The organism is Pseudomonas sp. TH04 (assembly GCF_016651355.1).
In the GTDB taxonomy this organism is placed as follows: Bacteria; Pseudomonadota; Gammaproteobacteria; order Pseudomonadales; family Pseudomonadaceae; genus Aquipseudomonas; species Aquipseudomonas fluorescens.
The window spans coordinates 4660717-4686924 of record NZ_JAEKEA010000001.1 but is presented as its reverse complement, the minus strand read 5'-3'; the positions used below and the strand labels follow the sequence as shown (position 1 = coordinate 4686924).

Annotated in this window: 26 protein-coding genes; 16 read left to right on the top strand and 10 right to left on the bottom strand. The window is 60.2% G+C overall.

All coding sequences use genetic code 11. The features are described from left to right. The first annotated feature begins 113 nt into the window (after positions 1-113). The 3 genes from JFT85_RS21055 to JFT85_RS21045 are packed head-to-tail and all read left to right on the top strand — an operon-like array spanning position 114 to position 2055. The gene (locus JFT85_RS21055) at positions 114-1277 is read left to right on the top strand and encodes an S-type pyocin domain-containing protein (RefSeq protein ID WP_201230369.1); all 1164 of its coding nucleotides are present in this window, start codon (positions 114-116) and stop codon (positions 1275-1277) included. 15 nt (positions 1278-1292) lie between these two features. Continuing rightward, complete coding sequence (locus JFT85_RS21050) at positions 1293-1580, top strand: colicin E3-like toxin immunity protein (protein ID WP_053257895.1); 288 nt, start codon at positions 1293-1295, stop codon at positions 1578-1580. A gap of 4 nt (positions 1581-1584) precedes the next feature. Continuing rightward, positions 1585-2055, top strand: a complete 471-nt coding sequence (locus JFT85_RS21045) for a hypothetical protein (RefSeq protein ID WP_053257896.1) — start codon at positions 1585-1587, stop codon at positions 2053-2055. On the opposite strand, the gene JFT85_RS21040 is transcribed toward JFT85_RS21045, so the two are convergent. Then, complete coding sequence (locus JFT85_RS21040) at positions 2012-3394, bottom strand: ATP-binding protein (RefSeq protein WP_053257897.1); 1383 nt, start codon at positions 3392-3394, stop codon at positions 2012-2014. The two genes, JFT85_RS21045 and JFT85_RS21040, sit on opposite strands and share 44 nt — an antisense overlap. After that, entirely contained in the window at positions 3391-4053 is a 663-nt protein-coding gene (locus JFT85_RS21035) for a response regulator (protein ID WP_053257898.1), read from the bottom strand. Before JFT85_RS21035 ends, JFT85_RS21040 begins: the two co-directional genes overlap by 4 nt. Before the next feature lie 146 nt (positions 4054-4199). On the opposite strand from JFT85_RS21035, the gene JFT85_RS21030 reads away from it, so the two are divergent. The 5 genes from JFT85_RS21030 (at position 4200) to JFT85_RS21010 (ending at position 8996) form a co-directional block, all read left to right on the top strand. Continuing rightward, positions 4200-4466: a PepSY domain-containing protein gene (locus JFT85_RS21030; RefSeq protein ID WP_053257899.1), complete on the top strand. Its 267-nt coding sequence runs from the start codon at positions 4200-4202 to the stop codon at positions 4464-4466. Then, a complete protein-coding gene (locus JFT85_RS21025) occupies positions 4466-5011 on the top strand; it encodes a cytochrome b/b6 domain-containing protein (RefSeq protein ID WP_053257900.1) in 546 nt (181 codons plus the stop codon). The genes JFT85_RS21030 and JFT85_RS21025 overlap by 1 nt, the downstream gene beginning before the upstream one ends. 23 nt (positions 5012-5034) lie before the next feature. Next, complete coding sequence (locus tag JFT85_RS21020; RefSeq protein ID WP_053257901.1) at positions 5035-6303, top strand: sialidase family protein; 1269 nt, start codon at positions 5035-5037, stop codon at positions 6301-6303. Then, positions 6303-6902 carry a hypothetical protein gene (locus JFT85_RS21015; RefSeq protein ID WP_169875642.1) on the top strand — a complete coding sequence of 200 codons (600 nt, stop codon included), beginning with the start codon at positions 6303-6305 and terminating at the stop codon, positions 6900-6902. The genes JFT85_RS21020 and JFT85_RS21015 overlap by 1 nt, the downstream gene beginning before the upstream one ends. 72 nt (positions 6903-6974) lie before the next feature. Then, a complete protein-coding gene (locus JFT85_RS21010) occupies positions 6975-8996 on the top strand; it encodes an LTA synthase family protein (protein WP_201230920.1) in 2022 nt (673 codons plus the stop codon). Here the strand turns inward: JFT85_RS21010 and JFT85_RS21005 are convergent, their stop codons facing one another. Continuing rightward, positions 8997-9371 (bottom strand): c-type cytochrome, encoded by a 375-nt coding sequence (locus tag JFT85_RS21005; protein WP_053257903.1) that lies wholly within the window; start codon positions 9369-9371, stop codon positions 8997-8999. It lies immediately after the preceding gene. Between the two features lie 182 nt (positions 9372-9553). Between JFT85_RS21005 and JFT85_RS21000 the strand changes: the two genes are divergently transcribed. The 4 genes from JFT85_RS21000 to JFT85_RS20985 all read left to right on the top strand — a co-directional run bounded on the left by JFT85_RS21000 (position 9554) and on the right by JFT85_RS20985 (position 15334). Then, complete coding sequence (locus JFT85_RS21000; RefSeq protein WP_053257904.1) at positions 9554-9934, top strand: response regulator; 381 nt, start codon at positions 9554-9556, stop codon at positions 9932-9934. 195 nt (positions 9935-10129) lie between these two features. After that, complete coding sequence (locus JFT85_RS20995; RefSeq protein ID WP_053257905.1) at positions 10130-10744, top strand: biliverdin-producing heme oxygenase; 615 nt, start codon at positions 10130-10132, stop codon at positions 10742-10744. Then, positions 10741-12969 (top strand): ATP-binding protein, encoded by a 2229-nt coding sequence (locus JFT85_RS20990; RefSeq protein WP_053257906.1) that lies wholly within the window; start codon positions 10741-10743, stop codon positions 12967-12969. The genes JFT85_RS20995 and JFT85_RS20990 overlap by 4 nt, the downstream gene beginning before the upstream one ends. Before the next feature lie 466 nt (positions 12970-13435). Continuing rightward, on the top strand, positions 13436-15334 hold the full coding sequence (locus tag JFT85_RS20985; RefSeq protein ID WP_201230368.1) for an alkaline phosphatase D family protein: 1899 nt from the start codon (positions 13436-13438) through the stop codon (positions 15332-15334). Between the two features lie 112 nt (positions 15335-15446). Here JFT85_RS20985 and JFT85_RS20980 read toward each other — a convergent pair whose 3' ends face one another. Next, positions 15447-16475: an amino acid ABC transporter substrate-binding protein gene (locus JFT85_RS20980; RefSeq protein WP_053257908.1), complete on the bottom strand. Its 1029-nt coding sequence runs from the start codon at positions 16473-16475 to the stop codon at positions 15447-15449. 144 nt (positions 16476-16619) lie between these two features. On the opposite strand from JFT85_RS20980, the gene JFT85_RS20975 reads away from it, so the two are divergent. From JFT85_RS20975 to JFT85_RS20960, 4 genes are all read left to right on the top strand, one after another. Beyond that, entirely contained in the window at positions 16620-17513 is an 894-nt protein-coding gene (locus JFT85_RS20975) for a LysR substrate-binding domain-containing protein (protein ID WP_069553262.1), read from the top strand. A gap of 89 nt (positions 17514-17602) precedes the next feature. Further along, positions 17603-18853: a 2-aminoadipate transaminase gene (locus JFT85_RS20970; RefSeq protein ID WP_201230367.1), complete on the top strand. Its 1251-nt coding sequence runs from the start codon at positions 17603-17605 to the stop codon at positions 18851-18853. Between the two features lie 140 nt (positions 18854-18993). Beyond that, positions 18994-19497, top strand: coding sequence for a DUF6622 family protein (locus JFT85_RS20965; RefSeq protein ID WP_201230365.1), 504 nt, complete (start codon positions 18994-18996; stop codon positions 19495-19497). A 69-nt stretch (positions 19498-19566) separates the two neighbouring features. Next, a complete protein-coding gene (locus tag JFT85_RS20960) occupies positions 19567-20283 on the top strand; it encodes a hypothetical protein (RefSeq protein WP_053258043.1) in 717 nt (238 codons plus the stop codon). Between the two features lie 75 nt (positions 20284-20358). On the opposite strand, the gene ptaA is transcribed toward JFT85_RS20960, so the two are convergent. From ptaA to cyoB, 6 genes are all read right to left on the bottom strand, one after another. Continuing rightward, complete coding sequence (ptaA, locus tag JFT85_RS20955) at positions 20359-21441, bottom strand: pyoverdine biosynthesis transaminase PtaA (RefSeq protein WP_078827285.1); 1083 nt, start codon at positions 21439-21441, stop codon at positions 20359-20361. Positions 21442-21517: 76 nt separating this feature from the next. After that, the gene (queC, locus tag JFT85_RS20950; protein WP_069553266.1) at positions 21518-22216 is read right to left on the bottom strand and encodes a 7-cyano-7-deazaguanine synthase QueC; all 699 of its coding nucleotides are present in this window, start codon (positions 22214-22216) and stop codon (positions 21518-21520) included. A 103-nt stretch (positions 22217-22319) separates the two neighbouring features. Then, positions 22320-23207 (bottom strand): heme o synthase, encoded by an 888-nt coding sequence (gene cyoE / locus JFT85_RS20945; RefSeq protein WP_053257914.1) that lies wholly within the window; start codon positions 23205-23207, stop codon positions 22320-22322. A gap of 11 nt (positions 23208-23218) precedes the next feature. Then, positions 23219-23560 carry a cytochrome o ubiquinol oxidase subunit IV gene (gene cyoD, locus JFT85_RS20940; protein ID WP_010206434.1) on the bottom strand — a complete coding sequence of 114 codons (342 nt, stop codon included), beginning with the start codon at positions 23558-23560 and terminating at the stop codon, positions 23219-23221. After that, complete coding sequence (locus JFT85_RS20935) at positions 23560-24186, bottom strand: cytochrome o ubiquinol oxidase subunit III (RefSeq protein WP_010206435.1); 627 nt, start codon at positions 24184-24186, stop codon at positions 23560-23562. Before JFT85_RS20935 ends, cyoD begins: the two co-directional genes overlap by 1 nt. Positions 24187-24189: 3 nt before the next feature. After that, positions 24190-26208: a cytochrome o ubiquinol oxidase subunit I gene (cyoB, locus tag JFT85_RS20930; protein WP_053257915.1), complete on the bottom strand. Its 2019-nt coding sequence runs from the start codon at positions 26206-26208 to the stop codon at positions 24190-24192.

The following is a 26208-nucleotide window of genomic DNA, read 5'->3' as shown; positions in this document are numbered from 1 at the left end:
CACAGTTATGCAAACCAGCTGACTTTTCCCACACCCACCATCGAGAAGAGCCGACATCAACCTCTGATGACCCCTCGTACGCTCACTCCCTCGCACAAGGAAGTGAGCCCGTCATGTCAGAACGCGCGTACCCCATCACCGAAGAAGAACAACTCAAACGGCGAATCCTGACTCCGCAGCCGAAGCGGGTGCCCTATTCGCCGCCCATGGTGTTGCTCGACCCAACACCAGCACCGGCGCCTACGCCCGCAAAACTTCCCGGTTGCGTGTTCACCAAACCCTGCCAACTGCCCGACGGCATCATTCGCTACAACGACCCCAGCGGTTACGTACCGTTGGATCTGGTCAAGGACTACGGCCATTTCAGCCTGTTGGGTGGGCGCGAGGTGGACAGCCGAGGCGCAGTCGCCTTGCGCAAGATCAGCGGCAGCGCCCTGCCCGTTGGCTTGGGGCAGTTGGCGTTGCGTTCGGCGGTGGTGGAATCCGCAGCAACCGCCGCTGGCACTGTAGCCGGTGGCTTATTGGCGGGTTTGGTGGCGCTGGCTTGGCCGTCGGAGCTGGGTGATAGCGCGCTCTACAGCGAGGAGCAGTTGCGTTCGCTGCAACGGGCGCGGTCGCAGATGCGTTTGCATGTCGAGCAGCGTGGGGACGGCACGCTCAAGGGGTACGGGTTTTACACAGGCAACACTGCCGATTGGCAGATGATTGATGTGGTGCAGTTCCAAAGCCGTGGCGATCAGTTTGTGGCGGATTTGGGTGAGGGCGTGGAACTGATCTGGACGCCTGCGGTAGATCCGGGCGATACCCTGGGTATTCCGGCATTGGAGGCTGCGCCGCAAGCGCCGGTGATTTGGATTTACCCGCCGACGGAGAAGGCCGCGCAGATTCTGGTGAACCCGATTTATCCGCCGGAGTATCGGGATTTTATTCTGGTGTTCCCGGTGGAGTCTGGGGTTCGGCCGCTGTATGTGGTGGTAAATGAGCCTCGGAAGGGGTTGAGAAACCCGGATCATGATTACTTTTCTGCACCAAGTACCGAAGATATAACTGGCTTCCCAGGCTTGATCCCCCAAAAGCCGGTGACACCAAGACAAGGCGGGGCTGGTTTACGTGAGCGTTGGATAGATGCAAAAAGGAGAAAGATATTTGAATGGGATTCCAAGAAAGGCGAGCTTGAAGTCTATCGAAACAGTGATTTAGAACATCTCGGCGCATTTGATCCTTACACCGCCGAACGTCGCGGGCCGGCGAACCCAAAACGTCGAATTTACAGATAAAGAGGAGTGCGAAAAATGGTTATGAAAATCAGATTACGGTGGTACGAAAAACTCAGTAATGACTTGAAAGCAGATGAGTACTCGGCAGATATCGATGACGCTGACAGTTCCTTTGAGGCATTAGGTTTGAGCGATGAAACCGCAATATATGCCGACGTTTTCAACGTTCTCCCAAATTGGATAACAATTCTCCAGCCACACTTCCAGCATGTAATACAGCCCAACCTTTTCGACTACCAAATCTCCTTCCGCTACCAAGGCGCTTGGCCGCCACCTCCAAAGCAACCCAGGAAGGAATCCTGAACCAATGAAAAAGCCCCTTCTCTACCGCTCAGTCAACACCCGTACCCACGGTGTGCGTCACGGTAGCGGTTTCGCTTATCGCTATGAACGGCATACCAAAAGCGCAAAGCGTTCACTGTCCACCCGCGGATCAATGCATAGCCGTCTACGACACGGTTTTGACTACACGCCGCTATTCCGATTTCTCCTGTCCAACGTTGGTCAGCCATGGGACAAGGTGTTCAGCGAAGCCAATGCTCGCCTGGATCGCCCGGAGCCCGTGTTCTGGATGGTTGCTCTGCATGAAAATGACAAAGACGACTATGTGCTATTGGGTGATTTCAGCTATTACAGCGGTTTGTGGGTCGACGCGGCAGGCCTGCTGCAAAAGGTTAACCCCCAATTGACGCCCGAACAGATGAAGCCCAGTTGTGACTGCTGCACCCACACGTTCAACGGTGTGGTATTCCCGCAGGCGCTTGCGCGCAAGCCGTGAAGCTCAGCCGCGCGCGCAAGCCGCCCTGCGCCAGATTGTGCAACGTCAACGCACTGCCGATCTTGCCCACAATCATCTCCACAATCGCCAACCCCAACCCCGCCCCATTAGCGTTGTCCCGGCTATAAAACCGCTCAAACAACCGCTCCATTTCCGCTTCATCAATCCCCGGGCCCTGGTCTTCCACGCTCAAGCAGTTAACCCCAATCACCACCTTCACTTCGCTGCCCGCCGGGGAAAAATTCAGTGCGTTGGTCACCAGGTTCTGTAGCGCAATCGCCAGGGCCACCGGCTCGGTTTGCACCCAGCACGCTTCTTCGCCTTCGAGCACCAACTCCACACCTTTCTCCATGGCCAGCGGCGTCAACTCGGCCAGTTCTTCGCGCACCAGTTCCGTCAATTGCACAGGCTTGCGCACGGGGTTGCTCAGTTGCGGCTCGATACGCGCCATGGTCAGCAATTGGCTGCCAATGCGTGTGGCGCGGTCGACGCCGTTGACCAGGAAGTCCAAGGCTTCGCGCCGTTGCGCTTCGGTCGCAGCGCTTTGGGCGTTTTGTGCATGGATGCGCAGGATCGCCAATGGCGTGCGCAGTTCGTGGGCGGCGTCGGCGATGAAGCGGCGTTCGCGCTCCAACAGGTCATCCATTTGCACCAGCAACCGGTTGAGCGCGGTTTGCATGGGCTCCAGATCGGTCGGCAGCGGCTTGAGGTTCAACGGTTGCAAGGTGTCGGTATTGCGCCCCCGAATCGACCTGACCATGGCGCGCAACGGGGTGAGCCCCCAGCCGATGGTCAGCCAGATCAACACGGTCAGCAGTGGCACGCCGATCAAGGTGGGCCAAAGGGTGTGGCGCACGATGCGTTCGATCAGGTCCTGGCGAATGTCGTCGCGCTCGCCCACCCAGATCAGCAGTCCCTGTTGCGGGTCGGCGAGGAGGAAGGCGCACCAGTCGTTGCCGTTGTCCATGATGTCGTGGGCGCCGAGGGCAGTCGGCGGGGTTGCAAGTACGGGCGCCTCGGCAGACCGCACCAGCAACTCACCATCACTGCGCCACACCTGGAAGGTCAGGCGAGTTTCGTACGGGTGGGCCACGCCCTCCTCCCCCACACGGCTCATGGCCTGGTCGAACGCCTGATACAAGCGGTCCCAGTCGGCTTCGCCGGGGTCGCGTTGGCGCAGCACACCTTGCAGCAGGCGCGCACTTTGGGCGAGTTGGGCGTCGTAGACTTCTTCGATTTCATGGTGGCTGTCGCGCAGCACCAGCCAGCTGATCAGCGCGTCGCCGAGCAAAATAAACACCAGCACCGGAATGAGGATGCGCGCGCGAACCGAGGTCATGGTGTGAGCGCCAGCACATAGCCAACACCGCGTACGGTGCGGATCAGGTCGGTGGATAACTTTTTGCGCAGGTTATGGATCAACACTTCCAGGGTGTTGCTCTCCACCCGGTCCTGCCACCCATACAACGCACGAGACAGCCGCTCGCGGGTCACCACTTTGCCGGGGCGCACCATCAACTGGTGCAGCAGTTGGTATTCCATCGGCGTGACGATGATCTCTTCATCCTGGTAACGCACTTGCTGGGTCGCCGGGTCGAGGCTGACACCGGCGTGTTCCAGCATCGGTTGCGCGCGGCCCTGGCTGCGGCGCAACAGGGCGCGCACGCGGGCTTTGAGTTCTTCGACGTCGAAGGGTTTGATCAGGTAGTCGTCGGCGCCCGCGTCCAGCCCGGCGATGCGCTCGGCGGTACCGTCGCGGGCGGTGAGGATCAGCACCGGCACGTCGTGTTGCCCGGCGCGCAGTTGCTGCAACAGGTCGAGGCCATCCAGGCGTGGCAGGCCGAGGTCGAGCAGCAACAAATCGAAGCTCTCGGTGCGCAACGCGTGCAAGGCGCTGAGGCCATCTTGCAGCCAATCCAGTGTGTAGCCTTCAGCGCCCAATGCCACGCGAATGCCCTGGCCAAGGGCACGATCATCTTCGACAAGGAGTAGGCGCATAGCGGAGTCTCTGTAGGAATCGGCGGAATGATGCCGGTTCTACGCGGGGTCATTTCGGGAAAGATGTTACGGCGCGTTGCCAACTAAGCTTGCGCTAAGGTTGGTTTTGCACTGTGAAATCTCCCACATCTGCTGAGAGCTTTTTCATGCGCAAAATTCTCCTGCTGTCGCTGCTTATCGCCAGCCCCATGGCCCTCGCCGGCCCGCAGTGCACCACCGCCGAGCGTTCGCAATGGCAAGACGAAAAGGCCTTTCAGGACAAGCTCAAGGCCGACGGTTACACGATCAGCAAGTTCAAGGTCACGGACGGCAACTGCTACGAGATCTACGGCTTCGACAAGGACAAACGCAAGGTCGAGATCTACCACGACCCGGTCACCGGCAAGGCCGTGAAGACTGAGATCAAGGGCTGATGCCAGGCGAATCCCTGCGCCTGTGGGACCCGCTGGTGAGGCTGTTTCATCTGTCTATCGCCGGGGTCTTTATCGCCAATTACTTCGTTAACGAAGCGGGCGATGACTGGCATGTGTGGCTCGGCTACTACGCTATGGCCTGGCTGCTGGTGCGATGGGTGTGGGGGTTTGTAGGACCGCGCAGTGCGCGTTGGTCGGATTTCTGGCCATCGCCTGCGCGGCTCAGTGCCCATGTGCGCAGGGTGTTCGACGGGCGCGGCCTGCATCGCCTTGGCCATTCGCCCATCGGCGCGCTGGTGATGCTGTTGATGATGTCGGCGCTGCTGACCCTCGGTATCAGCGGCTTCCTGATGCAGGAAGTCGACGCGCTATGGGGCGCCGATTGGCCGCTGCAAGTCCATGAAACCGCCGCCAATGTGCTGCTGGCTCTGGTCGGTGTGCATGTGCTGGCCGCCGTGTATGAAAGCATCCAGGTGAAGGACAACCTGCCGTTATCCATGCTCACCGGTCGCAGGAAGCGCCTGCCGGATGACCGTGCGCAGTAATCCTTTTCTCTGACAGGTTCTCTATGCGCTCCGCCCTACTGATCTGCAGCCTGCTAGGGGTATTTATTGCCGCCTGGCTCAGCCATCCGCCGCACGTGCTCGCGCCGTTTGCCCAGGCGAGCCCGAACACCTCTAAAGTCGCGACGGCGCCGCAATACTCCAGCCGCTTTGTGTCTTCGCAACTCACTGACTTTGTGCACTCGTCCTCGGTCACCGCCCTACCCGGTGGCGACTTGATGGCCGTGTGGTTTGCTGGCAGCCGCGAAGGCGCCGCCGATGTGCAGGTGCGCACCGCACGGTTTGATGCGCGCAGCGGCGAATGGGGTGCCGAGCAGGTGCTGGCCACACGTGAAAGTACCCGCGACGGCACCCAGCGTTACATTCGTAAACTGGGCAACCCGGTGATTGCGCTGGGGCCGGATAAACGCCTGTGGATGTTTTACGTGTCAGTGTCGGTCGGCGGCTGGGCCACCAGTGCGATCAACGTGATGGTCTCCGAGGACCTCGGCGCAAACTGGTCGGCACCTCGGCAATTGGTGACGTCGCCGTTTTTCAACATCAGCACACTGGTGCGCGCCGCACCGGTGTTTCACGCCGACGGCTCGATCGGCCTGCCGGTGTACCACGAGTTCATGGGCAAGTTCGCCGAGTACCTCTACTTGAGCGCGGACGGTGCGGTGATCGACAAATTCCGCATCAGCCGCGGCAAGCATTCCTTGCAACCGACCATCGTGCCGCAGGATGGCCAGCGCGCGGTGGCGATGTTGCGTTACGCCGGCGAAACCCATCACCGTGTGCTCGCCAGCCGCACCGAGGACGCCGGGCAAACCTGGAGCGAGCCGTACCCGCTGGAACCGGCCAACCCCAACTCATCGCTGGCGGCCGTGGCCACTGAAGACGACGGTTTGCTGGTCGCCCTCAACGACCTGCAAGACGGCCGCTTCAAGCTCAGCCTTTATGGCACCGACGCCCAACTGAGCCAGTGGCGCACAGTGGTGGAACTGGACCAATCACCCGACCCGCTGGGCCAACCGTTTTCCCCCGAGGCCTATAAAGCGATCATCGGCGAAGGCTTCCGCGCGTCCAGCGGCGCCAAACGCCTGCCGCTGGAACAACGTTTTCTGAGCAATCTGGATTACCGCGTGTGCAAACCCCGTGGCTGCGATTTCGAATACGAGTACCCGTATTTCAGCCGCAGCCCGGACGGCATGTATCACCTGGTGTACTCGTGGAATAACACCTTTATCAAACATGTCAGCTTCAACGAAGCCTGGCTGGCGGAGCGTCTGTGATGGTTTCTGTGTGGCAAGCCCATTTGAGTTTTGTGTTGCTGGGGTTTGTGCTCTTAAGCGCATTCAGATTCACCGCACCGTGGCGCCCTTGGTTGTTGCCGGTGTTGGTGGCGCTGAGTGTTATCCCGCTGAATGAATTGCCGTTGGCGGCATACGTGCGCAGCTACACCGATGACCTGGCGATCAGCACGTTGGTGTTGTTGGCGTGGGTGGGGTTGTGCCGGTTGGGCGTGGTGCAGCCGCAGGGCCGTCAACAGCGGGTGCAATTGCTGCTGTTGTTTGGCGGGCTGAGCCTGCTGTTGTACCCGGCAACGCTGGGCCTGACGTATGTCGACCCTTATCGCTGGGGCTTTAACCCGCGGCCGATGATTGTGCTGGTGGGGGCGGCAGCGCTGTTGATGCTGTGGCTGCGCAATGCATTGGCGGTGTGGATGCTGGCGATCGGCACGCTGGGGTTTGCGTTGCGGCTGAAGGCTTCGGAGAACTATTGGGATTACTTGGTTGATCCGCTGTTGGCGGGTTACTGCGCCGTTGCAGGATTGATGCAACTCAAACTGTGGGAGCGGGCTCGCTTGCGAATGCGGCCTATCTGGCACTGATACACCGCTTTCGGGAGCAAGCCCCCTCCCACAGTTGATCGGGGTCGTTTTGGACATTGGGAAGGGTCAATGATGGGTGTGTTGCAATCACGCCGCCTGCGCTACGGCGTGGGCGCGATCGGCTTGATATTTGTGTTGCTGGCCGCTTTGCGGCTGGTGTTTTTAATCAGCTTTTCCGGCCTTGCGCTGAACACCCCGGCGCTGCCGGAAACCCTGGGCATCGGCCTGCGCTTCGACCTGCGTCTGGCGGTGTTGGTCCTGTTGCCGCTGGCGCTGCTGGCCTGGTTCCCACGCTGGAACCTCACCACCCTGCCCGCCCTGCGCTGGTTGGCGCGCGGCTATCTGGTGGTGGCATTGGCCGTGGTCGGCCTGGTGTACATCATCGACTTCGGGCATTACGCCTACCTCGGTGTGCGTATCAACGCGACCGTGTTGCGCTACCTGCAAGACGCACAGATTTCTCAACAGATGGTGTGGGAAACCTACCCGGTGCTGTGGATAACCGCGTGTTGGCTGGCGGCGGTGGCCGTGTGGGTCTGGGCGTTGGTGTGCCTGGAACGATTGACCCTGGATGGCGAGCGCAGACCCATCGGCACACTCACGCTGGCGTCGGTCTCGGTGGTTGGCGTCATTGCCGTGCTGCTCGCCCTGCTCGGCCGCGTGAACAACCTCAACCTGGAAAACCCGGTGCCGCTGCGCTGGAGCGATGCGTTCTTTTCCGGCAATAGCCAAGTCGCCGCCGTGGGCCTGAACCCGGTGCTGTTCTTGTACGACACACTCAAGGTCGGCCAATCGCAATTCGATGCCGCCCAGGTGCGTCAGCATTACCCGCAAGTGGCCCAGTACCTGGGGGTCGAGCAACCCGATCCCGAGCAACTGAATTTCATCCGCGAGCAAGCCGTACAACCCTATCGACTGCCGGGCGAGCGCCCGCCCAACGTGATCTTCGTGATGCTTGAGTCGCTCGGCACCAGCGCCGTCGGCGCCTACGGCAACCCGCTGAACCCCACGCCGAACCTCGACACACTGGCGACGCAAAGCTGGTTCTTCAAACACTTCTACGTGCCCGTCACCGGCACTGCCAAAACCGTGTGGGCAAGCATCTCCGGCGTGCCGGACGTCACCCGCCAGGAGACGGCCACACGCAACCCGCTGATCACCCGGCAACACACGCTGATCAACGCCTTCGAGGGCTACCAGAAGTTCTACATGATCGGCGGCAACGCCGGTTGGGCGAATATCAATGCGTTGATTCGCCAGAGCATCGACGGCGTGCAGTTGTTTGACGAAAGCCACTGGCGCTCGCCACGGGTGGACGTGTGGGGCATCTCCGACCTGGACCTGTTCAAGGAGGGCGACCAACTGCTGCGTGCGGTGCCAAAAGACCAACCGTTCTTCGCCTACCTGCAAACCTCCGGCAACCACCGCCCGTTTACCATCCCCAAGCAAAACGATGGCTTCCAACTCAATAACGTGACGCTGGAGCAAGCCCAGGCCGCCGGTTCACGCAGCGTCGAGCAATACAACGCGGTGCGCCTGCTGGATTACAACATCGGCCGCCTGATGGAAATCGCCAAGGCCGGCAATTGGTACGACAACAGCATTTTTGTGTTTTTCGGCGACCACAACACGCGCATCAGCCAGATCCCGCACATGGCGCCCGCCTTCGAGCAACTGGGCCTGGAAAGTAACAATGTGCCGCTGCTGATCCACGCCCCGGGCCTGCAACCTCGAGTGATCGACGAAGCGGTGGGCCTGGCGGATTTGCTGCCGACGGTGGCGGGCATGGCGGGCATACCGTTTCGCAACGGCGCGATGGGCCGGGACATCCAGCAGCCAGCGCCGGAAGGTGAGCGCGTGGTGCCGCTGGTGTTGCATGAGGGCACCTTCCCGATTATCGGTGGCGTGACCAAGGACTTCCTGCTGCAGATGCAACATGACGGCAGCTCGCCGACCCTGCATGACCTGGCCTCGCAAACGCCTCGGGAGGATGTGGCCGAACAGCACCCTGAAGAGTTTCAACGCTTACAGGGCTTGACGCGCGGGCTGCATGAGAGCGCTCGGCTGATGCTGTTCAGGAATGTGCGCGAGTGATTACTTGGGCTGGAAGGTTTCCAGGTATTGGAGGATGTTTTCAATTTTTTCCGGATCGCTGATGCCCCAGAAGATCATGCGTGTGCCGCTGACCACCTTCTTCGGCGCCTCGATGTAGGCGGCGAGTTTGTCGCGGGTCCAGACCACACCGGAATTTTTCATCGCGTCGGAGTACTGATAGTCAGTGGTGGTGCCGGCGGGGCGGCCGATGATGCCGTTAAGCTCAGGCCCAAAACCGCCGCGTGCGCCTTCGCCGATGCTGTGGCAACCGCCGCAGGTCTTGGCGAAGAGCTTGCCGCCCGCCTCGGCATCGCCCGCCGCACAGGCCGGGCCGGCGTTGAGGATCAGGGCGAGGGTCAACAGGGCGTACTTCATCTAGGGCTCCACAGCGGGCAACGGTGAGTCGATTATGCCTGTATCCACCTCACAGTGGCGCTGCGACCAACCACCGCGCAACCGCTCTAAAACGACCACCCATCGCCCCGCAGATATCTAATCGAACCTATTCACGCCCGTCCCACTCCACCTTACTGAACCCTGATGGTGGAGTAAGGATCATGGCTCAGCCATCGATTTTAGTGCTGGAAGACGACGAGATCATTCGCTCGTTAATGGTGGACGTACTGGAAGACTTCGGGGCTCATGTCACTTCTTTCCCGTCGGCGGATGAGGGGATGATTTACCTGGAGCGCGGCGACGACCCGGTTGACCTGATTGTGAGCGATATCCAGATGCCGGGTTTGCTCAACGGCTATGACCTGAGCAAGGTGGTGGCGCATCGCTGGCCATCGGTGCCGGTGGTGCTGACCTCCGGCAATACCAGGTTAGCCGCACAACTGGGCGGTTCTGTGCGTTTTTTGCCCAAGCCGTGGAGTACCGAACATTTGGTGGAGTGCGTGCGAAACGCGCTGACCCAACAGGGCGCCTCCCTGCATTAATAGCACCGCAATATCATCCAGACCGAACTTGATGTGCCGCCCTGTGGTCATTAATTACGCAAGGAGCGACTTTTCTGATCCGCTGGTCAGGCTTTTCGCCTTATGCGTGAAGTTGACGGCAATGCATTGTGTAGAATCGTCGCCTATTTAATCGCGTCATTCATGGCCAAAAGGCCCACAGTTCGAGCTCACTGAATGCATTCACAGGCCCCTGACCTTGCTGCGCCCTCATTGCTGGAAGCGTTGCGCTCAGGCACTGGTGTGCTGCATGTAGCATTGGAGAAACGCCTGCCGTTTTTCTCCGAACGCCTGGATGCCGACTGGTACCAGCGCTTGCTCCAGGCGTACTACGGTTTTTATGCACCGATCGAAGCGGCGTTGTATGAAAGTGGTTTGATCCCCGATGGTTTCGATACTGCATTGCGTGTGAAAACACCCACCTTGCTGTGTGATCTCCACGCCCTTGGCCTGACTGACGCCGCCATCAGCGCCCTGCCCCGGTGCCGCAAACCGCCAACGTTCGATAACCCCGCAGCCTGCCTCGGCGCACTGTATGTGCTGGAAGGCGCGACCCTGGGCGGCCAGGTATTGCGCCGGGAAATGGGCAAGCGCCTGAGTATTGATGCGGATAACGGCGGTGCGTTTCTCAACGTGTACGGCGCCGAGACCGGTCGGCGCTGGAAAGACTTTCTCGATTACCTGGGCGACCAGCCACTGGACGCGCCAGCGACACAGCGCGCGGTGCAGGCAGCCTGTTCGACATTCAGCGGCTTCGAGCAATGGCTCGCCAGCCAGGAGGTACTGCTATGAAACCCGACGATTTTGAAGAACTGCTTGCCAACTGTGCCGACGAACCCATCCGCACGCCGGGGGCGATTCAGCCACACGGCGTGTTGCTGACACTGTCGGAGCCAGACCTCCATATTCTGCAGGTCAGCGCCAACGTCGGCACCTTGTTCGGCCACGCGCCAGAGTCGCTGTTGGGCCAACCACTGCACACATTGATTGGCGCGGAACACGCCCACGCCGTGCAGGCTATGGCTGAGGACAACACATTTTTCGACGCACACGCGCTGCATATCCACTTCAACGGTGTGCAATTTGAAGGCTTGCTGCATCGCCATCAAGACGTGCTGGTGCTGGAATTCGAACCGCGCCTCGAAGACTTCAAGCCCCGTGCCCTGAATGGCCGCACGAGTGACTTGGGCAAAATGCTGCAACGCCTGCAGTCGGCGAAAACCCTGCAAGCGCTGTACGAAATCAGCGTGAATGAAATCCAAACCATCACCGGTTATGACCGGGTACTGATCTACCGCTTCGAAGAAGAAGGCCATGGCCAGGTCATCGCTGAAGCGTCGGCGCCGTCCATGGAGCTGTTCAACGGCCTGTTCTTCCCCGCATCCGACATCCCCGAGCAGGCCCGCGAGCTGTACCGCACCAATTGGCTGCGCATCATCCCGAATGCCGCCTACGAGCCGGTGCCGCTGCTGCCCAAACTGCGCCCGGACACCGGGCAGCCGCTGGATTTGAGCTTTGCGACGCTGCGCAGCGTGTCGCCGATTCACTGCCAGTACATGCAAAACATGGGTGTGTTGTCGTCCATGAGCATCTCGTTGATGGCGGGCGACAAGCTCTGGGGCCTGATCAGTTGTGGTAACCGCGAGCCATTGCTGGTGCCCAATGAACTGCGCATCGCCTGCCAGACCATCGGCCAGGTGCTGTCGCTGCAGATCAGCGCCATGGAGGCCCTGGACATCAGCCGTCAACGCGAAGAAAAAGTCGAGGCACTGGTGCGGCTTGAGCGGGCGATGAAGGCCTCTGAGCAAAACGTCTTCGATGGCCTGGCCCAGCAGCCGCAATTGCTGATGGACCTGACCCTGTCGGGCGGCGTGGCAATCATCGAAGACAAGCAACTGCATCGTTACGGCAACTGCCCGGAGCCGGAGCAGATTCGCGCCTTACACAAGTGGCTGCAACAGCACGGCGAGCCGGTCTTTTCCAGCCACAACCTGGTGTCGGTGTATCCGCCCGCCGCCGAGTTTCAGCAAATGGCCAGTGGCGTGCTGGCCATGAGCTTGCCCAAGCCTGTGGATAACGGTGTGCTGTGGTTTCGCCCGGAAGTGAAGGAGAACATCAACTGGAGCGGCAACCCGAACAAACCGCTGGACCTGGAAAACTCCGACGCCGGTTTGCGTCTGCGCCCTCGCACTTCGTTTGAAATCTGGAAAGTTGAAATGGCCGGTATCTCCACCAAGTGGAGCCATGGCGACCTGTTCGCGGCCAACGACCTGCGCCGTTCGGCCCTGGAAAACGACCTCGCGCGCCAAGTGTTGCGCGAGCAACAGGCGGTGCGCGCGCGTGATGAACTGGTGGCGGTGGTGTCCCACGATTTGCGCAACCCGATGACGGTCATCTCGATGCTCTGCGGCATGATGCAAAAGGCCTTCAGCTCCGAAGGCCCGCACACGTCGCGGCGGATTTCTTCGGCCATCGACACCATGCAACAGGCCGCCGGGCGTATGAATGTGCTGCTGGAGGACCTGCTCGACACCTCGAAAATCGAAGCCGGGCGTTACGTAGTCAAGCCCGTGGCGCTGGATGTCAGCCAGATGTTCGAGGAGGCCTATGCCCTGCTCGCGCCATTGGCGATGGAGAAAGGCATCGACCTGGCATTCAACGCGGAACCCGGCCTGCAGATCAATGCCGACCCGGAGCGCCTGTTCCAGGTGCTGTCGAACCTGATCGGCAATGCCATCAAGTTCACCCCGCGGCAGGGCAACATTGGCATCAGCGCCATGAGCACCGGCGAAGAAATCGTGTTTTCGGTGCGCGACTCCGGCGAAGGCATTGCGCCTGAACAGTTGCCGCATGTGTTTGACCGTTATTGGACCCAGACCGAAAACAACCCCACGGGCAGCGGGTTGGGGCTGTACATCACGCAGGGCATCGTTCAAGCGCACGGGGGGCGAATCGAAGCTCAAAGTGAGTTGGGGCGCGGCAGTGAGTTCAGGTTTACGGTGCCCAAGGCGGACTGAAACGCCATCAGCCGCCTGAGAAAACACGCGGACACCTTTGGCCGGGAACGCAGGCCCCGGCCAATGCCACTGACCCAGTGCGCACTCAAAGGGAATGTTGATGCGATCAGCGATCCTTCAATTGAGCATGAGGTCTACCCATGATGATTGGTAACACGTTCCACACCTATAACCTCAATCACGCCCTACAATGCGAGCAGCTCCCAGCCAAACCGGCGGAAAACGCTTCGCCCCATCACGGCAACGCGTCCGGGCAAACCCAGCCGCAATCAAATCAATCTTCTCTGGCCACTCTCGGACAAGGCCGGCTGCTTTGACACAACAAGGCCCAACGAGCAGACCGGGCGGCCTGCGCCGCAGTTGATACGCCCCAGCGTGCAGCCCTGTTGCGCTGCACGCGGTTAACAAAACACTGACATCCTCTGCGCTACCCTTTTCAGCCCTACCTTGTGAGAGCTGCGTCCTCATGCCTCAACCCGATTCATTGCCCGCGGTGCTTGCTGGCCCGATGCTCAGGCGCCTGGAACCCCAACGCCTGGTCGTGTGGTTGGTGGGAAGCCGAACCCTGCAATTGAGCTTGAGGCTGCAGTTACCCACAGGCGAGACGCTGGCTATCGACCTCGATGCGCAGCACTGCCATGTCGTCCCGGTTGGGCGGCAGGCCTTTATTCACCTGATCGACGTACGGCTGAGTGCGCCTCTGCCCCAGGACGTCGCCATTGGCTACGACGTGATGGTCGACGGCTGCGGCATCGCCGAATGGGCGCCACACCTTCTGTACGCCAACGCCAAGTCCGCGAGCTTTGTGCTGCACAGCCGCGTCCACCAGTTGGTGCACGGCTCCTGCCGCAAACCGCATCACTGGGCCGACGAAGGCTTGCTCTGCGTCGACCGCTTGCTGGCTGACGCCCACACACCGGCCCAACGCCCGGCCCTGCTGATGATGAGCGGTGACCAGATCTACGCCGACGATGTCGCCGGGACCATGCTGCGGGCGATTCATGCGCTGATCACGCGCCTGGGGCTGTTCGACGAACGCCTGGAAGGCGCCGTGGTGAACGACAGCGCCAGCCTCTACACGCATCACGCCAGCTATTACCATCGGGCGGACCTGCTGCCCGCGCTGGACAGCAACGAGACCCTGCGCGAACGTTTTTTCGGCGGTGCAAAGAAGCCGATTTTTACCAGCAGCACCGCCGACAACCACTTGGTGACCTTCGCCGAGGTGCTGGCGATGTACCTGCTGGTCTGGTCGCCCACGCCCTGGACGCTCATCACGCCACAGCCACCGCAACTGGGCGTCGAGGAACAGCAGCGGTATACCCGCGAACAGGTACAGATCGATCAGTTCCGCCATGGCCTGCCCGGCGCCGCGCGAGTGTTCGCCCACCTTTCGACGCTGATGATCTTCGACGACCACGACATCACCGATGACTGGAACCTCAGCGCGCAATGGGAAGAAACCGCCTACGGCCATCCGTTCTCCAAGCGCATCATCGGCAATGCCCTGCTCGCTTACCTGCTATGCCAGGGCTGGGGCAATCAGCCGTGCGCCTTTGATGAATTGCTCATCCAAATCCAGGCATTGACCGCAACCACCCAAGACAATCATCTGGACGCCGCAGCACAGGACGCGCTGTTGCAAGGGATGTTGAAATTCCAGCAATGGCATTACGTACTGCCCACCTCCCCCGCCCTGGTGGTGCTCGACACGCGCACCCGGCGCTGGCGCAGCGAGTTCACCCTCAAGCAACCGTCCGGCCTGCTGGACTGGGAAGCCTTGAGCGAGTTGCAACAGGCCCTGCTGGATCATCCCAGTGCCATCATCGTCTCGCCCGCGCCGATCTTTGGCGTCAAGCTGATTGAGACGGTGCAAAAGGTATTCAGTTGGTGCGGCTACCCACTGCTGGTGGACGCCGAAAACTGGATGGCCCATCGCGGCGCCGCCCAGGTGATCCTCAACATTTTCCGCCACTCGCGCACGCCGGGTAACTACGTGATTCTCTCGGGCGACGTGCACTACTCGTTTGTCTACGAAGTGCTGATCCGCCACCGCAACGCCGGCCCGAGGATCTGGCAGATCACCAGCAGCGGCATCAAGAACCAATTCCCGCCACGCTTGCTGGAGTGGTTCGACCGCCTGAACCGCTGGCTCTACTCGCCACGCTCGCCACTCAACTGGTTCACCCGCCGACGGATCATGCAGGTGGTGCCGCATATTCCGGAGCATGCGCAGGCCGGTGAGCGGCTGTGGAATTCGGCGGGAATCGGCCAGGTGTTTTTCAATGCACAGGGCCAACCCGAGGCGATTTACCAGCACAACGCCGATGGCACGCCTCGCACGAGAATGGTCGCGCCAACGTGATGGTCTGTAGCGGCTAAACTGAAGCAGCAACCCTCTGCGATTCAAACCGCGCAAGCCCCAATGCAGCGCAGGGCTTGCGTCGCAGCCTCGCTAAAACGCGACAGCGCTCACCTCACCGTACCGGCGGCGCGTACTGGATGCCGCCGTTGCTCCACAACGCATTGAGCCCACGCTTGATCTTCAACACGCTGCCCTGGCCGACATTGCGTTCGAACACTTCGTCGTAGTTGCCCACTTGCTTGACGATCTGCACCACCCAGTCCTTGCGCAGCTTCAGGTCTTTGCCGTAATCGCCGTCGGCACCGAGCAGGCGGGCGACATCGGGGTTCTTGGTGGACTTGGCCTGTTCTTCGACGTTCTGCGAGTTGATGCCCATCTCTTCGGCATTGAGCATGGCGAACAAGGTCCACTTGACGATGCTGAACCACTCATCGTCGCCCTTGCGCACCAATGGCCCGAGCGGCTCCTTGGAAATCACCTCGGGCAGCACCACAAACTCATCCGGGTGAGCCATCTTGATGCGCTGCGCATACAGGCCCGACTGGTCGGTGGTGAGCACATCGCAACGCCCGGCTTCAAGGCCCTTGGCGCTTTCGTCGGCGGTGTCGAAGGTAATCGGCGTGTACTTCATGCCGTTGGTGCGAAAGTAATCCGAAACATTCAGTTCGGTGGTGGTGCCGGCCTGGATACAGACGGTCGCGCCGTCCAATTGCTTGGCGCCGGTCACGCCCAACTTGTTGTTCACCAGAAAGCCGATGCCGTCGTAATAGGTCACACCGGTGAACACTAGGCCCATGCCGGAATCGCGGGAACTGGTCCACGTCGTGTTGCGTGAGATCAGGTCGATTTCACCCGATTGCAGCGCGGTGAATCGCTCCTTGGCGGTCAACTGGCTGAACTTCACTTTGGACGCATCACCGAACACGGCCGCGGCGACTGCGTGGCAAACGTCCACGTCGATGCCGGTCATCTTGCCCTTGGAATCGGGCACGCCAAAACCCGGCAGGCCATCACTGACGCCACACTGGATAAACCCTTTCTTCTGGATCGCATCCAGGGTGACGCCGGCGTGAGCGCTGCCCGCCAGGCCCACGGCCGCAGCCGCCGTGAACGCGGCCAAGGTGGTTTTGAGGTTTTTCATGCGAGGCACTCCCTGTCGAACTTTATTATTCGGCGCCGCACAGCCCGCGCCGGTTTATAGTGTTGCCGCGCAGTATCGACGGCTTTACTGCCCAGCCACAAACGACCTTTAGGCAAAGGCTCCTTCCGATTTGGAATGAACTGCATGATCTCAAAACGCTTGACCCCTTCGATGACCGCCCTGCAATGCTTCGAAGCCGCCGCCCGCCACCTGAGTTTCACCCGCGCCGCCGAAGAACTGCACCTGACCCAAAGTGCCGTGAGCAAGCAGGTGGCGCAGCTCGAAGAAATGCTTTGCCACAATCTCTTCGAACGGGTGCGCCAGCGTTTGTATCTGTCGCCGGCGGGCTCGCTGTACCTCGCCGAGGTGCACAAGATTCTCACCCAGGTGGACATCTCCAGCCGCTACATCCTCACCTATGGCGGCGAGACCGAGGTGCTGCGCATCGCCACCCAGCCAACGTTCGGCGACCGCTGGTTGGTGCCCAAGCTCAAGGATTTCGCGGCCAAACACCCGACTATCCACCTGGATGTGCGCAACGAACTGGAGCCCTTCGACGTGCTGCAGGCCAAGGCCGACATCGCGTTTTTCTTCGGCCAGGGCTCGTGGCCGGGAGCAACCTGCATCGAGCTGTTTCGCGAAGCCGTGGTGCCGGTGTGTGCGCCGGGGTTTGTCGCCGAGGGCAGCGATGCGTCGTCGCGCCATACCTTGCTGCAATGCACGTCACGCCCGGAAGCCTGGCATGAGTGGTTCCTGGAACAGGGCCTGCACTCGCAGAACAGCTACCACGGGCCGCGCTTCGACACGTTCTACATGTGCATCCGCGCGGCGCAATCGGGCTACGGCGTAGCGTTGGTGCCGCAGTACCTGGTGGCCGACGAGTTGGCCAACGGCAGCCTGATGACCCCTTGGAATTACGCGATGCCCAGCGCCGGCGCGCACTTTATCGCCCACGCCGAACATGCCGGTGAGGTCCCTAAAGTGAAAGCCTTCCTGACCTGGATGGTGAACTACACACACGCACATCCCGACTTTTAATAATGACCCGGCGACTTTATTTCGTTTGCGACAGGGCATGGCAGGCGGCTTAGATAAATAGAAGCCCGCCATTGCCGAGTCCGAGATTCATGAGCCGCGAAACCATCAGCCAGTCGATTTCCATTGTTCACCCCATCAGCCTCAGCCACGGCAAGAACGCTGAAGTCTGGGATACCACGGGCAAGCGCTACATCGATTTTGTCGGCGGCATCGGCGTGCTCAACCTCGGGCATTGCCATCCGGGCGTGGTGGCGGCGATTCGCGAACAGGCGACCAAACTTACCCACTACGCGTTCAATGCTGCGCCGCACGCGCCCTATATCGAACTGATGGACCGCCTGAGCGCGTTTATCCCGGTGGGCTACCCCGTCAGCGGCATGCTCACCAACAGTGGCGCGGAAGCGGCGGAAAACGCCTTGAAGATCGTCCGTGGCGCCACTGGCCGCACGGCGGTGATTGCCTTCGACGGCGCCTTCCACGGCCGCACCTTGGCCACGCTCAACCTCAATGGCAAGGTGGCGCCCTACAAGCAAAAAATCGGTGTACTGCCCGGCCCGGTGTATCACCTGCCCTACCCCAGCGCCGACAACGGCGTGACCTGCGGGGAGGCACTCAAGGCCATGGACCGGCTGTTCAGCGTTGAAATCGACGTCGACGATGTCGCCTGTTTCATCATCGAACCGGTGCAGGGCGAAGGCGGTTTTCTGGCCCTGGATATCGAGTTCGCGCACGCCTTGCGCCGCTTCTGTGACGAGAAAAACATCCTGCTGATCGCCGATGAAATCCAGTCCGGGTTCGGGCGTACCGGCCAGCGGTTTGCGTTCTCGCGCCTGGGTATCGAACCGGACCTGATCCTGCTCGGCAAAAGCATCGCCGGCGGCGTGCCCTTGGGCGCGGTGGTCGGGCGTAAAGCACTGCTCGACAACTTGCCCAAAGGCGGCTTGGGCGGCACCTATTCCGGCAACCCGATTGCTTGTGCGGCCGGCTTGGCAACGCTGGATGCAATGACCGATGCGCACTTGAGCACCTGGGGTGCACAGCAGGAAGAAGCCATCGTCAGCCGTTACGCCGCCTGGCGCGAACAGCGCCTGTCGCCCTATTTGGGCCGTCTGACCGGCGTCGGTGCCATGCGCGGCCTCGAACTGGCCAATGCCGACGGCACGCCCGCGCCCAGGCAACTGACCCAACTGCTCAGCCTGGCGCGGGATGCCGGCCTGCTGCTGATGCCCAGCGGCAAGTCGCGGCATATCATCCGGTTGCTGGCGCCGCTGACCATCGAGCCCGCCGTGCTGGAGGAAGGCCTGGATATTCTGGAGGACTGCCTCAAGCAGTTGGCTTGATCGCGTGGATTGTTTGGCGTAGGTCACGTTGACGTTGTCCGGCGTGGCCTGTAGTTGCGCGCCGGTGCCAATTCGATGGACAACCCCGTAGCGGCTCAACGACTATTCAGCGCCTAGCCACCCACCGCACGGAAGCGCCCATGCTCGATATCCTCCAAGGCACGCCCCTTTGGGTGTACGCCATTTACCTGTGGATTTGTTACTACGGTATCAAGGCCTGCCTGGGCGGGCGCGAGACTCGTCGCTCGTTGATGATCCTGCCGGTGGTGCTGGTGGTGTGGTCGCTGATGTCGCTGGCACCGTCCATCCTGTCGAGCAGCGCCTGGGTTGCCGGCGCACTGGCAGGCAGCCTGCTGGGGATGTGGCTGTTCAACGCACGGGGCGCGCGGCTCGACGCCAATGGCGACACCCTGGTGCTGGCGGGCACCTGGAAGACCCTGCTGATCTCGCAACTGTTCTTTGCCGTGAAGTACTACTTCGGCTACCAGCAGGCGGTGCACCCGCTGCTATTGAGCACGCACCCGATGCTGGTGGCGGTCGGCGGTGTGTCCGGGTTTACCGTCGGTCTGTTCTGCGGGCGGGCCATACGGCTGCAGCGGGCGCTGGCCGTGTTGCGCCGCGATAAGGGCATTGTGCTGCCTTGACCTGATCCCTCTACCCACTGAAAATGCGCGACGCTTTTTTGTTCCGTTTATTGAAGTAGTGAAATTTTAATGTCCGATTCTTACACTGAAAAATCCGCCGAAGAGTCCGTAGTCGCCTTGCATTCCAAGGCCGAATACGAAAACGCCATCAATCTTTCACAGCATGTGCCTGCCGCCAAGATCATCAGCGAAATGGTGCTGGACGCGTTTCACACCTCCAAGGAAAGCGACCAGATCCGCGAATTGCGCGTGGCGATCCGCCAAGCCCACGACGCCTTCGACGACGACAAGGCCTACGACCTGATGGGCCAGCTCAAGCAACTCAAAGATGCCGAGGCCGCCGACAACATCGCCCTGGAAGACCTCAGCAGCAAATTTTCCATCAGCCGCATCTTGTCCAGCTTCAAGGACGACCCCGAGTTCCAGGAGCTGGTCTACGGCCTGGCCCTCAAAGTGCTGAACCAGTCCCACCAGGCCATCAGCAACCCGAGCGCCGGCAAGAGCAAAGCGTCACGGGCCAAGAAAGAAGCCGAAGTGTTTGTCATCAGCAAGGACGGCATCAGCGTCACCCTGCCGCTGCGCACGCCGCGCTCCAAGCTCAATGTTGACCGCGAGGCGTTCGAGTTCCTGGGTTTCAGCTTTGTGGGTGATGGCGATGACGCGGAGCTGGAGGTCGAAAGCTTTGTGGATAACACCGGCGCAGAGCAGCCGTTGAGCCGCAAGAGCGTGATTACTGCACTGCAGCAACAGACTGCGTTTGATGGGTACAGCATCGCGCAGCAGTAACTCGCTGCCTGCAACCCAGCGGGACTCAACAGGTGGGAGCGGGCTTGCCGGCTCCCACGTTGGATCGGCGGCAGTTCAAACAGTCGCCGCAAACACCTCGCGAAAACGCGCCATCTCCTGCTTGCTCCCCACCGTCACCCGCACCCATTGCGGCCAGTCTTTCCACACCCGCCCGACCAGCACGCCGTGTGCGGCCAGCGTATCGATGACCTGCTGCGCCGGTTGCTTTACGTCGATCATGAAGCAATTGCTCTGCGACGCGGTGCACGTAAACCCTCGGCCCTTGAGCCACGCCACACTTTCATCGCGCAGCTGGGTGTTGAGCGCCTTGCGTTGCGCGAGCAGCTTGGGGTCTTCCAGGCTTGCCCGGGCACCGAGTAACGTGGAGGCAGCCGGCACATTGTCGCCGCCGAACACCGCCAGACGCTCCAGCAGTGCCGGGTTGCCGATTGCCAGCCCCAGGCGTGCGCCGGCCATGCCGTATATTTTCGAGAAGGTGCGCAGTACCAGCAAATCGTCGTGGTCCTTGACCCAACTGACACAGCTTTGGGCGTCCGAGAAGTCGATGTAGGCCTCGTCCACCACGAGCACACTGCCTTGGGGCTTGTTCGCCAGCGCTTGGCGGATCGCGTCGGTGGGTGTGACGGTGCCGGTCGGGTTGTTGGGGTTGCACAGGTAGAGCATGCCCGCCTGGGGATCGGCGGCGAGCATGGCCGGCACATCATGGGCGTGATGTGTATCGAGGCTCACTTCGCGCACCGGCGCCGCCCACGATTCGGCCGCCTGGCGCGGCACTTCGTAGCATGGCGTGGCCATCACCAGCCCGCGGCTCGCGCTGGTAAACGCCACGACGGCATAACGCAAGGCGGCCATGGAACCGGCGAATACCGCGACCTGTTCTTCGGCAATGCCTTGCTGGCGGGCAAACACACCAGCCAGGGCATACATGTGTTCGTAGGGGTAACGCCCGGAGCTGCCGACACCGCGCTGCATCGCCTCGCGGGCGGCGTCCGAGGGGCCGTAGGGGCTTTCGTTATAGTTGAGCCGCACCGTGTCAGCCGTGGCCGGTGGCGGGCTGGCAACCGCCCAATCCAGGCGCCCCAGCACCGGCAAAGCGGCGCCGAAGGCGAGAAGGGAGCGGCGACTGACACTGACCATGGGCAACTCCTTGTAGGCGGGTGCTGAATTCACGCAGCACATACAAAGGAGTATGACGAGGCAGCGGTCGGCTGATTTAGCTCAGCTGCAGCTTGTGCTTCAGGCTCTGCATGACACTCGCCTTGTTCTGCAGGTAATCATTCAAGCCTCGCGCGCGCAGGTTGCACGCATCGCACTGGCCGCAACCGGCGCCAATGATGCCGTTGTAGCAGGTCAGGGTCTGGTGCTGCACCAGTTCCAGTTGGTGGTGGTAGTCAGCCAGCGCCCAGGTCTCGGCCTTGTTCAGCCACATCAGCGGGGTGTCCAGGCGCAGCGTGTAATCCATCCCCAGTTGCAGCGCCGTGTTCAGCGCCTTGACGAACTCATCCCGGCAATCTGGGTAGCCCGAGAAGTCGGTTTCGCACACGCCTGTAATCACGGTCTCAGCTTTAACCTGATAGGCGTAGATCGACGCCAAGGTCAGGAACAGGATATTGCGGCCCGGCACAAAGGTGCTTGGCAGGCTTTCACCCGAGCTGTTCACGGTCGGCACGGGAATGTTGTCGCGGGTCAGGCTGCTGATGGCCAACTCGTTGAGCAAGGACACGTCCATGACTTTGTGAACGGTGGCCCCCAGTTGTTGCGCCAAGCGCTGTGCGACTTCAACTTCCGCCACGTGACGCTGACCATAGTCGAAGGTGATGCAGTGCACTTCGTCATACAGCGGCAGCGCCTGGATCAAGCAAGTGGTCGAGTCCTGCCCGCCACTGAATACCATAACGGCTTTTTTACTCATCACGTTGCTTCCTGCATTTGTAGAAGGTGGGAATAGTTTAAAGGGCATGCCATAAAAAACCCCGCGCTTCTTGCGAAGGCGGGGTTTTTTAATGCATGAACGATCAGTGAGCGTAGGTCAGCAACAGCTCTTTCGGTACTTGGAAATCCAGGGACATCATCACGCTGAGCGCGGTGATGGTGAAGATCGAGAACACGAACAGCTTGCGCGCCCAGACAGTGTCATCCACTGCCTTGTAGCCGGTCCAGGCCATGTACAACCAGTACATGCCCATGGCGGCGGCCACGGCGAGGTAGCTCATGCCGGCGTAGCCACTGAAGGTCAACATCAAGGTCGCCACGAGGAAGGCCAGGATGTAGAGCAGGATGTGTTTCTTGGCGACCTCGATGCCACGCTTAACCGGCAGAACCGGAATCGAAGCAGCCAGGTAGTCATTGAAGCGGAAGATCGCGATGGCATAGGAATGCGGCATCTGCCACAGGCTGAACATCACCAGCAGCACCAGCGCGGCCATGTCGAAGCTATTGGTCACAGCCACATAACCAATCACCGGCGGCATCGCCCCCGACAGACTGCCCACCAGCGTGCCGTGAACCGACTTGCGCTTGAGGTACAGGCTGTAAAGGCCGACGTAGATAACAAAACCGATCACGGCAAACAGCGCCGCCAACGGGTTGGCCACCTTGTACAACAGTGCCACACCGGCAACACCCAGGACGGTCGCGTAGATCAGTGCCAGTTTCAGGGAGATGAGGCCCTGGACCAGCACACGATTCTTGGTGCGTTCCATCTTGATGTCGATGTCGCGGTCGATGCAGTTGTTGAACACACAACCGGAAGCTACCACCAGGGACGTACCGATCATTGCAGCCAGGAAGATGGCCAGATCGACATGTCCCTTGGAGGCCAGGAAGAAACCGCCTGCCACAGAAAGCACGTTACCGAAAATGATCCCCGGTTTGGTGATTTGGATAAAGTGCTTAAGCGACATCGGGTCTTACCTCACTTCGCCATCATGAACGTATGGATGCTGAACATGATCCATATCGACAGGCCAACCAGCAGCAGGATCACAAGACCTGCGAACACGAATGCAATCACGTTATCGCGCTGCTCTTTGGAGCGGTCCAGGTGCAGGAAGTACACCAGGTGAACCAGCACCTGGATCACCGCGAACGCCAGGACGATCATCAAGGTGATCGACTTCGGCAAGGTTGGGTACATCACCAGGCCGAATGGGATCAGGGTCAGGATTACCGACAGGATGAAGCCGATAGCGTAAGACTTTACGCTGCCGTGGCTCGCATCATGGCTGTCATGGTCATGGGAGTGTGCATTAGCCATTACAGGGTCCCCATCAAGTAGACGACGGTGAATACGCAGATCCAGACCACGTCCAGGAAGTGCCAGAACAGGCTCAGGCAGCTCAGGCGAGTCTTGTTGGTGTTGGTCAGGCCGTGTTTATTGACCTGATACATCATCACCGCCATCCACAGCAGGCCGGCAGTTACGTGCAGACCGTGGGTGCCTACCAGCGTGAAGAACGCGGACAGGAAGCCGGAACGGTGCGGGCCGTAGCCTTCGGAGATCAGCAGGTGGAACTCGTTGATCTCCATGCCGATGAAGCCCAGGCCGAACAGGAAGGTCAGTGCCAACCAGCTCAGTACGCCTTTCTTGTTGCCCTTGTAGAAGGCCAACATGGCGAAGCCGTAGGTGATCGAACTGAACAACAGCAAGGCGGTTTCGCCGAGCACGTAAGGCAGTTCGAAGATGTCGTGGCCCGACGGGCCACCCGCTACGTTGTTTACCAGTACCGCGTACACCGCGAAGATCGACGCAAACAAGATGCAGTCGGTCATCAGGTAGAGCCAGAAACCGAATACGGTCATTGGCCCCGAGTCGTGGTGATGGTCATCGTGCCCATGGTCATCGACATGGGCGTGTCCAGCATTGGTCACTAAGTTCGACATGGTTTAAGCCTGTTCCAACGAGGTTTCTACACGGTTGGCCGGGATTTTCTTCTCGGCTACCAGGCGAGCGTGTTGCTCGGCTTCGATGCGCTCGATCGTTTCGACCGGCACCATGTAGCCTTGATCATCACGGGCAGCGTGAATGATGAAGTAACCGATAGTGCCAACCAGGCCCACGATTGCCAGCCACCAGATGTGCCAGATCATCGCGAAACCGAACACGGTCAACAGCGCGCCCATCACCACGCCAGTGGCGGTGTTGTTCGGCATGTGGATCGGCTCGTAGTGCTTGGGTTGCTGGTACGCAGTACCGTCTTCCTTCGCTTCGGTGAACGCATCGATCGTGTTCGCAGTAGGAATCACAGCGAAGTTGTAGAACGGCGGTGGCGACGAAGTCGACCATTCCAGAGTGTGGCCATTCCATGGGTCGCCGGATTCGCAAGCGTTCTGCTTACGGTCACGGATACTCACGTACAGCTGGATCAACTGGCAGGCGATACCGGCAGCGATCATCAACGCACCGAACATGGCAACGTACAGGTACGGCACCCACTCAGGGTTGGTCGTAGCGTTCAGACGACGGGTCATGCCCATGAAGCCCAGTGCATAGAGCGGCATGAACGCGACGAAGAAGCCCGAGATCCAGAACCAGAATGCAGCCTTGCCCCAGCCTTCGTGCAGCTTGAAGCCGAACGCTTTCGGGAAGTAGAAGCTGAAACCAGCGATGTAACCGAATACCGCACCACCGATGATCACGTTGTGGAAGTGAGCGATCACGAACAGGCTGTTGTGCAGGACGAAGTCAGCACCCGGGATGGCCAGCAGTACGCCAGTCATGCCGCCGATAGCGAAGGTCACCATGAAGCCCAAGGTCCACAGAACCTGGCTGGTGATACGCAGACGACCGTGGTAGATGGTGAACAGCCAGTTGAATAGCTTCACCCCCGTCGGGATGGAAATCAGCATCGTCGCCAGGCCGAAGAAGGCGTTGACGCTTGCCCCCGAGCCCATGGTGAAGAAGTGGTGCAGCCAAACCATGAAGCCCAGTACGGAGATCGCGCCGGAGGCGTAGACCATCGAGTGGTGACCGAACAGGCGCTTGCCGGTAAAGGTCGAGATCACTTCAGAGAAGATACCGAACGCTGGCAGGATCAGGATGTACACCTCAGGGTGACCCCATGCCCAGAACAGGTTCACGTACATCATTGGATTGCCACCAAGTTCGTTGGTGAAAATGTGGAAATCCAGGTAACGGTCAAGCGACAGCAGCGCCATGGTAGCGGCCAGGATCGGGAACGAAGCCACGATCAGGACGTTGGCCCAGGTGCAGGTCCAGGTGAAGATCGGCATGTCCATCAGTTTCATGCCAGGGGCGCGCATTTTCAGGACGGTGGCCAGGAAGTTGACCCCCGTCAGTGTCGTCCCGAGTCCTGATAACTGTAGCGCCCAAATGTAGTAGTCCACACCCACGCCAGGGCTGTACTGGATACCCGACAACGGCGGATACGCAACCCAACCGGTCTTGGCGAATTCGCCGACGCCCAGGGACAGGTTGATCAGCACCACGCCGGACACCAGCAGCCAGAAGCTCAGGGAGTTCAGGAACGGGTAGGCAACGTCACGCGCACCGATCTGCAGCGGCAAGGCAAGGTTCATCAAGCCGGTGAAGAATGGCATCGCCATGAAGATGATCATGATCACACCGTGAGCGGTGAAGATCTGGTCATAGTGTTCAGGCGGCAGGTAGCCAGGCGAACCCTCGGTGGCCATGGCCAACTGGGTACGCATCATGATGGCGTCGGCAAAACCACGCAGCAGCATGACCATGGCAACGATGACGTACATGACACCGATTTTCTTGTGGTCGACAGACGTCAACCACTCGGTCCACAGGTAGGTCCATTTCTTGAAATACGTGATTGCAGCAAACAGTGCCAGACCACCCAGCGCGATCATGGCGATGGTCACCATCACGATCGGCTCGTGGAACGGGACCGCATCCCAACTTAATTTACCAAACAT